This is a genomic window from Brucella thiophenivorans (assembly GCF_002252445.1).
In the GTDB taxonomy this organism is placed as follows: domain Bacteria; phylum Pseudomonadota; class Alphaproteobacteria; order Rhizobiales; family Rhizobiaceae; genus Brucella; species Brucella thiophenivorans.
In genome coordinates this window covers 376,303-389,801 of sequence record NZ_NNRJ01000019.1, presented here as the reverse complement: position 1 = coordinate 389,801, position 13,499 = coordinate 376,303, and the positions used below count along the sequence as shown (strand labels likewise).

Genomic DNA, 13,499 nt, shown 5'->3' with positions numbered 1-13,499 from the left:
TTTGAACGCAAACCAGCACGCGTGATCGCGTTGATATAATGCAGACGCTCACTTTATACCAGCAAGAATCGTTAACAGGATCGGAGTGATACGAAAGTTCAGCTTTCGCGCTTTTCTCCATTCACCACGCGGTAGGTCGGCTTATACATAGTCACCAGCTCTTCGGCTGCCGTCGGATGCACGGCCATGGTGCGATCAAAGTCGTCTTTCGTTGCGCCGGCTTTCAGTGAAATACCCAGCAACTGTGCCATTTCACCTGCATCTGGCCCCATAATATGCGCGCCGACGACCTTACGGCTTTCAGCATCCACGATAAGCTTCATCAGCATCTTTTCATTACGGCCTGAAAGGGTGTTCTTCATCGGCCGGAAAAGCGCGCGATAGATTTCGAGTTCAGCGTATTTCTTCGCCGCTTCATCTTCGGCAAGGCCAACGGTTCCTATCTCGGGCTGCGAGAAGACCGCCGTTGCAATCAGATCATGATCAGGTTTCGTCGGATTGTTCTTGAAGACTGTTTCGAGGAAGCACATCGCCTCATGGATCGCGACCGGCGTAAGCTGAACGCGATTGATGACATCGCCAACCGCCCAGATGTTGGAAACGCTGGTGCGGGAGTAATCATCGACTTCGATTGCGCCCTGCGCATCGGTTTTGATGCCCGCCTTTTCAAGCCCAAGTCCTGTGGTATTCGGCTTGCGCCCAATTGCCATCATGACCTGCCCGACATGTAATGCGTCGCCATTGCTCAGCGATACATTCAATGTTCCATCAGTCTGCTTTTCAACCCTATTGAAAACCGCGCCGCAAATGATGCGAATACCTTTGGCTTCCATGGTTTCATGTAAAAGATGGCGAAGATCCTGATCAAAACGCGAGAGAATTTCTTTGCCGCGATAGACAATCGTGGTTTCAACGCCAAGACCATGGAAAATATTGGCGAACTCGACAGCAATATAGCCGCCACCAGCAATTACAATTGATTTTGGCAGTTCATCCAGATGAAAGGCTTCATTGGACGTGATGCAATATTCTGCACCTGGCAAAGCATCGTGTGTGCTCGGATGTCCGCCTGTCGCGATCAGAATCTGATCGGCAGTCACGCGTCGACCATCAACCTTCAGTTCGATTGTGTGTGCATCGATCAGCTCTGCGCGGCTTGCGAAAATATCGACCTTCGAGTTTTCCAGACCTTTGCGATAAAGGCCTTCTAGTCGATCAATTTCTTTATCTTTCGCTTCAATCAGCTTCGTCCAGTCAAAGCTCGATTTGCCGACATCCCAGCCATAACCGGCTGCATCTTCAAAATGTTCTGGGAATTGCGATGCGTAAACGAAAAGCTTTTTAGGGACGCAACCACGAATGACGCAGGTGCCGCCCATGCGATATTCTTCGGCCAAACCGACCTTTTTACCCATAGCGCCTGCTAGACGCCCTGCCCGCACACCACCGGAGCCACCGCCGATAACAAAAAGATCATAATCATATTCGGCCATGGGATTCTCCGTTTAGCTGGGCTGTCTAATATGTATGTAACCAAAAGAAAAAGCCCGGCCAAGTTGCCGGGCTTTTAAATTCTGCGTGATAATAGCAAATATTACTGAGCAGGCTGCTCAGGAGTAGCTGTAGCGCCTGACTGTGCCGCGAGAACCTCTGCAACCGATGTGGCCAGATCACGAGCAATGCCATTCTGCCAGATATTTGCAGCCTTGACGACTTCGCGCGTTACAATCGGGCCCTCAGCAAGAAGCTTCTTGCCTGCTTCCGACGTGTAAAAAGCTGAAATTGCTTTGAGTTCATCTTCGCTAAATGCATTGGCATAAGCGCGGGCAGATTCAGTTTCGAGGTCTGCACGACGTGCAGCCAAAGCAATCGCCTTGTCATCAACCGTTTTGGTGATGAGTGCTTCGAGATTGGGGTCTTTCTGAATAAGCTCACCCTTGAGCGCACGAGCGGCACTTGGCAAGATTTCATCGAACTGTTCAGTCGCCTGAATGGACGCGATGGCCGCGCGGGCAGCATCCAGATGCGAAGCAGAAATTTCCTGTGCGAGAGCCGCATGAACGCCCGAGAGCAGGACGAGTGCGGAAAACGGTGCAATCAGACGGCGGAAGCCAGTTGCCGGGATCATGTGGTCGGTACTCCGTTCAAACAATTCTTATTGGCGGATTAAGGCCGGGTCATAGTTCGGATACCGTCAGCGCCTGCAATAATTGCCGCGCGTGCCAGTCCGATAAAAAGTCCGTGCTCGACAACGCCCGGTATGGCGAAGAGAGCGTCAGATAGAATCTTTGGATCGGGAATGCGGCCAAAAGATGCATCCACGATATAATGTCCACCATCCGTTACAAATGGCGAGCCATCTTTTAACCGCAGGACCAACGGACCTGCAAGACCGCATTGTGATGCGGCTATTTCTATAGCGCGTAAAGTTGCGCCAAGACCAAAACCATTGACTTCAATGGGTAGCGGAAAACGGCCAAGCGTTTCAACGACCTTCGATCCGTCTGCAATAACGATAACTGAGTCGGATGCTGCCGCAACGATCTTCTCGCGCAGCAAGGCGCCACCGCCACCTTTGATGAGGGTCAGATCCGCATTCACCTCATCCGCACCGTCAATGGTCAGATCAAGATGCGGTGTTTCGTCCAGAGTAGTAAGTGAAACACCCAATTCGGTGCAAAGCTCGGCGGTGCGTTCAGATGTCGGAACACCGATAATTTTAAAACCAGCATTCGCTTTTTCAGCGAGCAAACGTACGAATTCTTCTGCCGTGGAGCCTGTACCAATTCCCAGACGCATTCCATCCTTGACGTGTGTCAACGCCTCGGCGGCAGCGGCGATCTTCAGCTTACGCGCTTCATCCATGCCCGAATTCCTGTCTTCTCCGCAGATTTGCATCTGCCTCCGGCAACGCCTCTAGCATGCGTAAGCAGCGCGACAAAGCTCTCAATACAAATTATCGTTATTTTTGCGATGAACTCTTATTTCATAATCGTCTTGAGAAGGCATAAACTTGAGCCTATCTGAAAGATCGGGTAGCAATGCTGCCCAACTGATCAATTCCCGAAGGAAGCCAAATGTCCGCTGCGAATTCCAAGCCCATTATTGTTTTCGACCTCGATGGCACATTGGTTGAAACAGCACCGGACCTTCTGGATAGTTTAAATCACTGCCTCGCGATTTCCGGACTGCAGACCGCAGATCGCGATTCGCTTCGCCGTTTTGTCGGTCAGGGTGGTCGCGTTATGATCGAACGGGCTTTTGCTGCACAGCAAAGACAGGTTGACGATGAAAAGCTCGATCATTTGGTTAAGGAGTTTGTTGAGCATTATGCAGCGCACATGCCTGGCGATTCAACGTTCTATCCTGGTGTTTTAGAGGCTATGGATCGCTTTGCTTCAGATGGATATGTTCTTGCCGTATGCACCAACAAATTTGAGGCGCTGTCTGTCAAGCTTTTGACAGCAATGGGTGAAGCGCATCGCTTCGCGGCAATTTGTGGTGCGGACACGTTCGCATTCCGTAAGCCTGACCCGCGCCATCTGACTGAAACAATCGCCAAGGCAGGCGGTAACCGTGACCGCGCAATTATGGTTGGAGACAGCCGCACGGATATTGATACGGCAAAGGCGGCAGGCATTCCTGTCGTTGCGGTTGATTTCGGTTATACTGATTTGCCGGTCCAACATTATGAACCGAGCCGCGTCATTTCGCATTACGATCAATTCACGCTTGAAATGGCTGATCAGCTTTTGGAAGCCGTTGCAGATAAAGTCTGAAACAAGGTAATATGATTATGAAGCAATTTCTTATGTTTACCGCTGTTTTCTCAATGGCATTATCAGCAGGCGCTTTTGCAAACGAACCGTCGCCAACGGGACTTCCGGGCGTGAAACCGCAAAAGCCTATCGTGTCAGCACCACCGCCTGCGCCTGAACCCAATAGTCAGCCAGCAGGGAGCTGGAAAAGTTTTCGCGTCGGCAATACGGACGTGTCGGTTTCAGGTAGTGTTACAGTCGATGTGGGAAGTGGCAACAGTCGGATTTCCGGACGCTAGAACCCACCGCTTGTTATTTTATCGTTTCATAAAACACGCTTTAACTTTTTGTTTTTACGCATATCGTTATCGGAAAACCGGTTCCCACTTTTCCGCGACATGCCTTAGAGCGAACTCCATACAGCGGACAACTGCTCCGGTAAATCCTCAGCAATAAGCCCAGGACCGAAGCGCCGAGCCGCATCGGCATGGATCCAGACACTGGCACTCGCCGCCTCGAAAGCTGGCATTCCCTGTGAAAGCAATCCGCAGACGATGCCAGCAAGCACATCGCCCGATCCTGCTGTCGCCAGAAATGGTGAGCCATTCGCATTGATGATAGCGCGTCCGTCAGGAGCGGCAATAACCGTATCCGGCCCCTTATAGATCACAATCGCATTGGCGCGGTTTGCCGCTTTGCGTGCCTTATCAACCTTTGATGTGCCGTTTTCGGCTGCAATATCAGGAAATAGACGTCTAAACTCGCCTTCATGAGGCGTGAGCACCAGTGCGGTATCAGTATTTCTGTTCGCTGTGAAAAGCTTTTCTGGATTATCTTCAAACGCCGTGATGCCATCAGCATCCAGAACTAATCCTTTGAAGTGTTCCGCGCGACCATTTACAGCTGTCAACAGCATCAAGGCATGATCTCTGGCGAATGATGGACTGCCATAGCCGGGCCCAAGCACGCAAGCCGCCACTTTTCTATCAATCAAAAAAGCTTCGACATCTTTCATGCTGCGTGTTTCACGCAGCATGATACTGGTCAGATGCGCAGCATTGGTCTGGACTGCATCGGGTGGCGAAAGCAATGTCACCGCCCCCGCACCACTGCGCGCCGCTGCCCTTGCCGATAAGCGTGCCGCACCCGTTGAATGCGCTGGTCCAGAGAAGACTGCCGCATGGCCACGGCTATATTTATGCGCATTGATTGAAAGCGTTGGCAGATGCTCGCGCCAAAGCTCTGGTGCATTTTGAAATGTGTTGGGAGCGATTTGTTTAAGCACATCATCGGAAATACCAATTTCGGCAACATGCAACACGCCGCAACGCGCTCGGCCCGGCTGCAAAAGATGTCCCGGTTTTTTGCGGAAAAAAGTTATGGTTGATGTCGCAGCAATTGCGGTGCCTAAAACCTGCCCGTTCCGGCCAGATATGCCACTTGGCAAATCGACCGCCAGCACCGGAATATTCAATGCATTAACGGATTCAATCGCGTGCGCCTCAGCACCTTCGACTGGTCGCGCCAGACCCGCACCATAAATTGCATCAATAATGCCAACGAAGTCTTTGGCGGCAAATGCACTGATGCGCCGCACCTCGCCTTTATAAAAAAGCAGTGCACGCATCGCGTCAGTTCCCTGACGCGGCTGGGCTGTGCCGAAACACATGACACTGTACCCAGCCTCGACAAGCAATTGCGCTGCCACATAACCATCACCGCCGTTATTTCCGGGGCCGCAAAGAACAGCTATAGAGCCTTTGACCTTAAACATACGCTGGGCGACATCTGCCACCGCATGGCCCGCTGCCAACATCAGGGAAAAGCCGTCACGCGCGCCGCTATCGATTGTTATTCGATCTGCCCGTGACATTTGCTCCGGTGTCAGCAGTTCCAGCATGGCTCACCCTTCCCCTTAATCGTTGCGTGATTAATTGCGCGCCATTCACTTAGATGCAAGTCTGATTAAGTTCACGGCATTTTGTCTATTTTTTAATCACCAGACATCCTGTCAAAGCTCTATCGAAAATCTTTCATGCAGACCGCCTTGCTTGAATGCCAATAAAAATGCCACTCTGTGGCAAAGAAAGTTGGACTTCTGAAATCATTTAAAATGCGCTAGCGTCCATATTAGCGGGCGTCACACTAAGTTTTATGCATAAATTTCGGGAAAATTTGCCTGAAACTATGCAGAACTTAAAAAAAAATGGCCAGCACTTATCGAGTTGGCACAGTTCATGCTTCTATATCAGCGAAACGGGCACGATGCCCATTTCCGAACAAGAGCGGAGACCATTCTCTGATGAAAAAGATCGAAGCCATCATTAAGCCTTTCAAGCTCGATGAAGTGAAGGAAGCCCTTCAGGAAGTTGGTTTGCAGGGTATTACTGTAATTGAAGCCAAGGGTTTTGGCCGACAGAAAGGCCATACGGAGCTTTACCGCGGTGCGGAATATGTCGTCGATTTTCTTCCCAAGGTGAAAGTCGAAGTTATCGTCGCCGATGAAACCGTCGATGGCGCCATTGAAGCTATTCGCAAGGCAGCCCAGACAGGGCGCATTGGTGACGGCAAGATTTTCGTTTCCAATATCGAAGAAGTTATCCGCATTCGTACCGGTGAATCCGGCGTGGATGCGATCTGATAAAACCAGCCTACCGAACATCGTCGTGCAAACAGGATATTAAAATGACGACTGCCAATGACATTCTGAAACAGATCAAAGACAACGACGTTAAGTTTCTTGATCTCCGCTTCACAGACCCTAAGGGCAAACTGCATCACGTTACGATGGATATTGGCCTCGTAGACGAAGAAATGTTCGAAGACGGCGTCATGTTCGACGGTTCTTCGATTGGCGGCTGGAAGGCCATCAATGAATCCGACATGGTTCTGATGCCTGATCCAGAAACCGCACATATCGATCCATTCTTCGCTCAGTCAACGCTGGTCATTCTCTGCGACATTCTTGATCCGATTTCGGGCGAAGCTTATGGCCGCGATCCACGCACGACTGCAAAGAAGGCTGAAGCCTATATGAAGTCGCTTGGTATTGGCGACACTGTTTATGTCGGCCCGGAAGCTGAATTCTTCGTATTTGACGACGTGAAGTTCAAGGTTGATCCATTCAACACAGGATTCAAGCTCGACTCGACCGAACTGCCGTCGAACGACGACACCGATTATGAAACCGGCAATATGGGCCATCGTCCACGCGTAAAGGGCGGTTATTTCCCGGTTCCACCAGTAGACAGCCTTCAGGACATGCGTTCTGAAATGCTCACCGTTCTCACCGAAATGGGCGTGACCGTTGAAAAGCATCACCACGAAGTGGCTTCGGCGCAGCACGAGCTGGGCACGAAATTTGACACGCTTGTACGCAATGCCGACAAGATGCAGATCCAGAAATATGTCGTGCATCAGGTTGCTAACGCCTATGGCAAAACTGCAACCTTCATGCCAAAGCCAATCTTCGGTGACAACGGCTCGGGTATGCACGTCCACTTCTCGATCTGGAAAGACGGTAAGCCGACCTTCGCGGGTAATGAATATGCTGGTCTGTCGGAAAACTGCCTGTTCTTTATCGGCGGCGTTATCAAGCATGCCAAGGCTGTAAACGCTTTCACCAACCCATCGACCAACTCTTATAAGCGTCTGGTTCCGGGTTATGAAGCTCCTGTCCTGCTGGCTTACTCGGCTCGTAACCGTTCGGCTTCCTGCCGTATTCCTTTCGGCTCGTCGCCGAAGTCTAAGCGTCTTGAAGTTCGCTTCCCTGATCCATCGGCAAACCCATATCTCTGCTTCTCAGCCCTGCTGATGGCTGGTCTTGACGGCATCAAGAACAAGATTCACCCAGGTCAGGCTATGGACAAGGATCTTTACGATCTGCCTGCAAAGGAACTCAAGAAGATCCCAACCGTCTGCGGTTCGCTTCGTGAAGCCCTTCAGTCGCTCGACAAGGATCGCGAGTTCCTCAAGGCTGGTGGCGTGTTCGAAGACGATCAGATCGACAGCTTCATCGAACTCAAGATGGCTGAAGTGCTGCGTTACGAAACAACGCCACATCCAGTCGAATTCGACATGTACTACTCGGTTTAATCAGGATCGCGGGTGGCATTCAAAGATTGCCACCCCTTCTGCTTATGCAAGTTACCGAGGGGAACGACGTGCCATAAGGCGCGCAAAAGAAAACCCGGCGAAAGCCGGGTTTTCTATTAATATCAATATATTATATTTATTAGCTAATCAAAAATTAGAGCGTCTGCAACATACGTGCAGACACCGTCATTTCGATATGACGCTTCGCGCGACGAGCATGTGCTTCTGCGTCTTCGCCCCAATGCTCAATCGTCCAGTCTTCATCGAGATGCGCACGATTCCAGCCGTCTTCAACTGTAATTTCATCTTTGGCAATTGCCAATGCGATCAATGCGGACCCCGTTAATGTAGTCATCGTATGAAGACACGCCAGAGCGATTGGATTATTGAAAGCCGATAGGTGCACGCCAAAAGCGGTGATTGCTTCGCGGGACTGTTCGACATGCATCACGCCTTCAGCGAGTGCAAAACGCGCACCAATGCCTTCGGCCCAGTCGATCAGCGGGTCCCATTGTTCGGTCTGGCGAGCAACCAGTTCTTTCGGGCCTGCAGCGCGATAGCAGATCATGTCCGTGCCAGCGAAACGCAGAATATCTTCAAATACAGCCTGTGGGTCTTGTGCAATGCCGTCAATGGCTGTGTTCACCAAACGCGTTGCAGGCATTTTGGAAGGGTCGATAACTTCTACCTGCGCACGAAATTCTTCAGCGATGATTTCAGCGGTATCCGCTGTTGGCAAAAGCAGAACAGCACGCGCTGGCGTTTTAACCGGGCGACCATCCAAATGCACAGTGAAACCGCCTTCGGTCTCAGCCACTTCGGCCTTTTCATAAAAACGCTTCGGCAAAGGTGTGCGCATCAGTTCCTGTGAGCGCTTAACCGGGTCGGTTTGCGAAATCGGCATTTCAGCTTGGGGATCGCTCAGTGTGTCGCGCATAATAATGTCCAATTGTTATAGATCAGGATGCGATAGCATCCATTTCATGCAGAATCGCATGGAGTTCTTCAGGCTTGTTCATGACATGATGAGCGCCTGCATCTTTCAGTGCGTTCGGCTTATGATAGCCCCACGAAACACCCGCGGCACGCGCACCCGCTGAACGGGCCATTTGCATATCGTAAATCGCATCGCCAATTACGATTGTTCGCTCTGGTTCTATCCCCATTTCGGCACAGGATTCAAGCACCATGGCTGGATGCGGCTTGGACGGGCAATCATCGGCAGTACGAACACTCATGAAATGATGCCCAATCCCATGACGTTCAAAGATCGAACGTACTCCGCGCTGCGACTTGCCTGTGACAATACCCAGTAACAGATCGTCGCGGCTACCAAGCTCAGTCAGAAGTGGCAGAATACCGTCATAAAGCGGCTCGGCAAAATTGGGGTTCTGGCGGTATTTTACAAAATTTTCTTTATAACGCTGTGTTAGCCAATGCGCCTGTTCGTCAACTTCGCGACCGAGCAATTGCGCAATAGCAATGGGTAATGAAAGACCAATGATCGAATGCGTCTGCGCAATTTCCGGCGGAGTCAGTCCGGCATCTTTAAAACTTGCAGCCATGCAATGATGGATAGTGTCGCCACTATCGACAAGCGTGCCGTCGCAATCAAACAGAACGAGTTTCATTAAGTTGCTCCGGCTTTTGCGCGTCGGTTGATAATAATAAGGCCAAGTCCGATCAGAGCCAGTGCTGCAAAGATTTTCCAGCCGAGTGTTTCATTGAGTAGCAGTCCGCTTAACAACACGCCAAACGCAGGTGTCAGAAATGCAAAGTTTGACAATTTGGAAGCGGGGTAACGACTTATCATCCAGAACCACAGCGGATAGGTAACAGCCACCACGAACATCGATTGGAACAGAAATGACAGAACCGAAAGCAAATCAGGTTCGCGGATCAATCGGCCGCTCAGAAACATGAATGGCAACGGCACGATTGCAGCCACGGCCAACTGGTAAAGCAAGGTCTTTTCAGGTGCAGCACTTGCAAGCTTCGAGCGTTTGATAACAATCGTTGTCATGCCCCATAATATACCTGATATCAGAGCCAGAATATCACCATAGAGCGCGTAAGGTCCGGGCCGGCTGCTATTGTCGGCGAACACGATAACGACACCGAAGAATGCAACACACATGCCGATGAAGGCGCGCATCGACATCCTCTCGCCCAAGAGAAAATGGCTGCCTATAGCCACCCAAAACGGCATGACATTCATCAAAAGCGCGACGCGACCGACGCTTGTCAGTTCCATCGCCAGAAAGATCAGAACGAACTCAACGCCGAACAAAAGCCCAGCCAGAATGCCCGGCTTTAATGTTCCGTCGCGCCTGAAAAGCGGAATGTGCTTCCAATAACACCAAAGGAAAACACAAAGTCCGCCCAACGCAGAACGCCCGGCGGCCATAAGCATGGGATTAAAACCACGATTGCCTATCTTGATGGCAACCTGATTAAGCCCCCATGTGAACATGATGAACATGACAAGCGCGATGGCAAAACCATCAAATGCAGCACGACCTTGAGTCGTCCCTCCCGCCATGCCTGACATTTTTAATCTTCCGTTTCAGTCTCATCGAAGCCCAGCAAGTTCCACGTTTGCACCATATGCGGCGGCAGTGGCGCTGTGACATCAATGATGCCGCCAGCCGGATTGGGAATGCGGATACGGCGTGCATGCAGATGCAGCTTTCGCTGAATACCGCCGGGGAAATCCCAGTTGTCGTCAGCTTCAAAATATTTTGGATCGCCAAGGATCGGATGACCAATATGGGCAGCATGAACGCGAAGCTGGTGGGTGCGTCCTGTATATGGCTCCATCTCAAGCCATGTCAGGCTATTACCACTTTTTTCGATGATCTTATAATAAGACACAGCGTGATCCGAATCCGGCTCACCATGCTGGCAGACGCGCATACGATCACCGTCAGGTGTCTGCTCTTTAACAAGCCACGTCGAAATTTTATCTTCGCGCTTGCGCGGAACGCCCTTCACCAAAGCCCAGTATGTTTTCTTGGTGCTTCGCTCGCGAAACGAAGCGGTCAAAGCCTGTGCAGCGCCGCGTGTTTTCGCAACAACAAGACATCCCGACGTATCACGGTCGATACGATGAACCAGCCGTGGCTTTTCACCACGCTTATTGCGCCATGCTTCCAACATGCCATCTACATGGCGGACAAGACCTGATCCGCCCTGCACTGCCAGGCTGGCAGGTTTGTTAAAAACATAAACCTTCTCGTCCTCATAGATCAGCATCTGTTTGAGAACGTCACCGTCATCCTGACTGCGGATGGTGCGAGCCGTCATTGGGCCAGATGGTGTTTCTTCTACACCAATGGGCGGAATACGAACTGACTGTCCGGCTTGCAAGCGTGTGTCTGACTTTGCACGACCGCCATCAACGCGGACCTGACCGGAACGCAGCAGCTTTTGCAAATGACCGAAAGCCAATCCCGGCAAATGGACTTTAAACCAGCGATCGAGACGCATGCCCGCCTCGTCTGTAGCCACTATTTTTTGTTCAATGCCTGCCATGGAAAAACCCGATCGATACTTTTTTGGGGCACAAGCCTTGCGTGCCGCTCTTTTATGACTGTCAATAGACGTGCCAACGCCGGATTACTAGGCATAAAAGCATAAGGGGTAGTCACAAAAGCGCCCTGTAATCTTCACGCTCGGTTACATCTGTTTTTAATTTATGGTCAACCTTGTCACCTATTCGCCACTTCTTGCCATCATTGCATATTGATAGAATAAGGTGACTGCACCATGTAGTCTTCTGAAATAGAACGAGCGGGAGTGCTAAGGTGTCATTGCTCAAAATCTACTGGCGTGCCATGGAATATCTTGCGGCGGAGAAAGCTGCAACGATCACCATGTGTATTGCAAGCGTATTGGTTGCCCTTGTTATGTTGGCTGAGCCGATCCTTTTCGGTCAGGTCATTCAGGCTATCTCGGATAAGGGCGATATTGTTACGCAGCTCGCTATGTGGGCAGCCCTTGGTGGATTTAACATCATTGCAGCGGTGTTTGTGGCGCGTGGGGCTGACCGCCTCGCCCATCGCCGCCGTCTTGGCGTGATGATTGACTCTTATGAGCGCATCATCACCATGCCTTTATCGTGGCATCAGAAGCGCGGCACATCGAATGCCTTGCACACGCTGATCCGTGCAACAGACTCGCTCTTTACGCTGTGGCTCGAATTCATGCGCCAGCACCTGACCACTGTTGTGGCTCTGGTTGCGCTTGTTCCTGTCGCGATGACGATGGATATGCGCATGTCCATGGTGTTGATCGTGCTTGGCGTCATCTATGTGATGATTGGCCAGCTCGTCATGCGCAAGACCAAGGACGGTCAGGCCGCTGTCGAAAAGCATCATCATAAGCTGTTCGAGCATGTAAGCGATACAATCAGCAACGTTTCGGTCGTACAGAGCTATAATCGCATTTCATCAGAAACGAAGTCGCTGCGTGAATATGCCAAGAACCTCGAAAATGTTCAGTTTCCAGTCCTTAACTGGTGGGCGCTCGCCAGCGGTTTGAACCGCATGGCCTCGACACTGTCGATGGTTATTGTGCTGCTGCTCGGTGCATATTTTGTGACCAAGGGTCAGATGCGCGTGGGTGACGTGATTGCCTTTATCGGCTTCGCACAGCTTATGATCGGTCGTCTGGACCAGATCAGCGCCTTTATCAACCAGACAGTAACCGCGCGTGCCAAGCTTGAAGAATTCTTCGAGATGGAAGATGCGACCGCTGAACGTCAGGAACAACAGGGCGCGACCGATCTTGAAAACGTCAAGGGCGATATTGTTTTCGACAATGTGACTTTTGAGTTCCCGAATTCGGGTCAGGGCGTTTATGACGTGTCGTTTGAAGTGAAGCCCGGCCAGACTGTCGCTATTGTTGGGCCAACAGGTGCGGGCAAGACCACGCTGATCAATATTCTTCAGCGCGTATTTGATCCGGCAGCTGGTCGCATTTTGATCGATGGCACCGATACACGCACCATCAGCCGTCGTTCGCTGCGTCACGCCATTGCAACCGTGTTTCAGGATGCTGGTCTGTTCAATCGTTCGGTTGAAGATAACATTCGTGTCGGCAACGAAGATGCTTCTTCAGACATGGTTCATGCCGCAGCCAAGGCTGCTGCTGCCCACGACTTCATTCTCGCCAAAGGCAATGGCTACGATACAGTTGTCGGTGAACGCGGTTCGCAGCTTTCGGGTGGTGAACGTCAGCGCCTGGCGATTGCCCGTGCTATCCTGAAAGACTCACCAATCCTCGTGCTTGACGAAGCGACCAGTGCGCTCGACGTCGAGACCGAAGAAAAGGTCAAGCAGGCTGTCGATGATCTGAGCCAAAACCGCACAACCTTTATCATTGCGCACCGTCTGTCGACTGTCCGTTCTGCCGATATTGTGCTGTTCATGGACAAGGGGCATCTGGTCGAGCGCGGCAGCTTCGATGAACTGGCTGCGCGCGGTGGACGCTTCTCAGACCTGCTTCGCGCTGGCGGTTTGCAGCTTGAAGACAAGTCAGCAAAAGCTGACGAGGAAGAAGCTGAAGCAAGCAATGTCATGCAGTTCCCGGTCAAGGGTTCAGTTGCCTAATCGAGCTAACCAATAAAGAAAAAGGCCCGAAACG

13 protein-coding genes are annotated in these 13,499 nt (G+C 51.2%); 5 read left to right on the top strand and 8 right to left on the bottom strand.

Annotated elements, in window-relative coordinates:
• Positions 1-98: 98 nt before the first annotated feature.
• The 3 genes from gor to rpiA form a co-directional block, all read right to left on the bottom strand.
• Positions 99-1,493, bottom strand: coding sequence for a glutathione-disulfide reductase (gor, locus tag CEV31_RS11420; protein WP_094507152.1), 1,395 nt, complete (start codon positions 1,491-1,493; stop codon positions 99-101).
• A 101-nt stretch (positions 1,494-1,594) separates the two neighbouring features.
• Complete coding sequence (locus tag CEV31_RS11415; RefSeq protein WP_094507151.1) at positions 1,595-2,128, bottom strand: DUF2059 domain-containing protein; 534 nt, start codon at positions 2,126-2,128, stop codon at positions 1,595-1,597.
• A gap of 38 nt (positions 2,129-2,166) precedes the next feature.
• Positions 2,167-2,865 carry a ribose-5-phosphate isomerase RpiA gene (gene rpiA, locus CEV31_RS11410; RefSeq protein ID WP_094507150.1) on the bottom strand — a complete coding sequence of 233 codons (699 nt, stop codon included), beginning with the start codon at positions 2,863-2,865 and terminating at the stop codon, positions 2,167-2,169.
• Positions 2,866-3,077: 212 nt separating this feature from the next.
• Between rpiA and CEV31_RS11405 the strand changes: the two genes are divergently transcribed.
• Positions 3,078-3,779: an HAD family hydrolase gene (locus CEV31_RS11405; RefSeq protein ID WP_094507149.1), complete on the top strand. Its 702-nt coding sequence runs from the start codon at positions 3,078-3,080 to the stop codon at positions 3,777-3,779.
• A gap of 11 nt (positions 3,780-3,790) precedes the next feature.
• The gene (locus CEV31_RS11400) at positions 3,791-4,057 is read left to right on the top strand and encodes a hypothetical protein (RefSeq protein WP_374846876.1); all 267 of its coding nucleotides are present in this window, start codon (positions 3,791-3,793) and stop codon (positions 4,055-4,057) included.
• Positions 4,058-4,161: 104 nt separating this feature from the next.
• Here CEV31_RS11400 and CEV31_RS11395 read toward each other — a convergent pair whose 3' ends face one another.
• A complete protein-coding gene (locus CEV31_RS11395) occupies positions 4,162-5,658 on the bottom strand; it encodes an NAD(P)H-hydrate dehydratase (protein WP_094507148.1) in 1,497 nt (498 codons plus the stop codon).
• A gap of 402 nt (positions 5,659-6,060) precedes the next feature.
• On the opposite strand from CEV31_RS11395, the gene CEV31_RS11390 reads away from it, so the two are divergent.
• Both CEV31_RS11390 and glnA read left to right on the top strand, forming a co-directional pair.
• Positions 6,061-6,399, top strand: a complete 339-nt coding sequence (locus CEV31_RS11390) for a P-II family nitrogen regulator (protein WP_007874909.1) — start codon at positions 6,061-6,063, stop codon at positions 6,397-6,399.
• A 44-nt stretch (positions 6,400-6,443) separates the two neighbouring features.
• Positions 6,444-7,853, top strand: coding sequence for a type I glutamate--ammonia ligase (gene glnA / locus CEV31_RS11385; protein ID WP_094507147.1), 1,410 nt, complete (start codon positions 6,444-6,446; stop codon positions 7,851-7,853).
• A 154-nt stretch (positions 7,854-8,007) separates the two neighbouring features.
• Here the strand turns inward: glnA and CEV31_RS11380 are convergent, their stop codons facing one another.
• From CEV31_RS11380 to CEV31_RS11365, 4 genes are read right to left on the bottom strand one after another with little or no spacing between them, the layout of a single operon-like run.
• Positions 8,008-8,790: an ATP12 family chaperone protein gene (locus CEV31_RS11380; RefSeq protein ID WP_094507146.1), complete on the bottom strand. Its 783-nt coding sequence runs from the start codon at positions 8,788-8,790 to the stop codon at positions 8,008-8,010.
• Between the two features lie 22 nt (positions 8,791-8,812).
• Entirely contained in the window at positions 8,813-9,484 is a 672-nt protein-coding gene (locus CEV31_RS11375; RefSeq protein ID WP_094507145.1) for an HAD-IA family hydrolase, read from the bottom strand.
• Positions 9,484-10,404: a DMT family transporter gene (locus tag CEV31_RS11370; RefSeq protein WP_094507144.1), complete on the bottom strand. Its 921-nt coding sequence runs from the start codon at positions 10,402-10,404 to the stop codon at positions 9,484-9,486. The genes CEV31_RS11375 and CEV31_RS11370 overlap by 1 nt, the downstream gene beginning before the upstream one ends.
• Positions 10,405-10,406: 2 nt before the next feature.
• Positions 10,407-11,387: an RluA family pseudouridine synthase gene (locus tag CEV31_RS11365; RefSeq protein ID WP_094507143.1), complete on the bottom strand. Its 981-nt coding sequence runs from the start codon at positions 11,385-11,387 to the stop codon at positions 10,407-10,409.
• 272 nt (positions 11,388-11,659) lie between these two features.
• On the opposite strand from CEV31_RS11365, the gene CEV31_RS11360 reads away from it, so the two are divergent.
• The gene (locus CEV31_RS11360) at positions 11,660-13,465 is read left to right on the top strand and encodes a glucan ABC transporter ATP-binding protein/ permease (protein ID WP_094507142.1); all 1,806 of its coding nucleotides are present in this window, start codon (positions 11,660-11,662) and stop codon (positions 13,463-13,465) included.
• Positions 13,466-13,499 lie beyond the last annotated feature (34 nt).

Bases quoted from the DNA above. Each gene is read 5' to 3' on its own strand.
- gor (WP_094507152.1), bottom strand. From the start codon at position 1,493: ATGGCCGAATATGATTATGATCTTTTTGTTATCGGCGGTGGCTCCGGT.
- CEV31_RS11415 (WP_094507151.1), bottom strand. From the start codon at position 2,128: ATGATCCCGGCAACTGGCTTCCGCCGTCTGATTGCACCGTTTTCCGCA.
- rpiA (WP_094507150.1), bottom strand. From the start codon at position 2,865: ATGGATGAAGCGCGTAAGCTGAAGATCGCCGCTGCCGCCGAGGCGTTG.
- CEV31_RS11405 (WP_094507149.1), top strand. From the start codon at position 3,078: ATGTCCGCTGCGAATTCCAAGCCCATTATTGTTTTCGACCTCGATGGC.
- CEV31_RS11400 (WP_374846876.1), top strand. From the start codon at position 3,791: ATGATTATGAAGCAATTTCTTATGTTTACCGCTGTTTTCTCAATGGCA.
- CEV31_RS11395 (WP_094507148.1), bottom strand. From the start codon at position 5,658: ATGCTGGAACTGCTGACACCGGAGCAAATGTCACGGGCAGATCGAATA.
- CEV31_RS11390 (WP_007874909.1), top strand. From the start codon at position 6,061: ATGAAAAAGATCGAAGCCATCATTAAGCCTTTCAAGCTCGATGAAGTG.
- glnA (WP_094507147.1), top strand. From the start codon at position 6,444: ATGACGACTGCCAATGACATTCTGAAACAGATCAAAGACAACGACGTT.
- CEV31_RS11380 (WP_094507146.1), bottom strand. From the start codon at position 8,790: ATGCGCGACACACTGAGCGATCCCCAAGCTGAAATGCCGATTTCGCAA.
- CEV31_RS11375 (WP_094507145.1), bottom strand. From the start codon at position 9,484: ATGAAACTCGTTCTGTTTGATTGCGACGGCACGCTTGTCGATAGTGGC.
- CEV31_RS11370 (WP_094507144.1), bottom strand. From the start codon at position 10,404: ATGTCAGGCATGGCGGGAGGGACGACTCAAGGTCGTGCTGCATTTGAT.
- CEV31_RS11365 (WP_094507143.1), bottom strand. From the start codon at position 11,387: ATGGCAGGCATTGAACAAAAAATAGTGGCTACAGACGAGGCGGGCATG.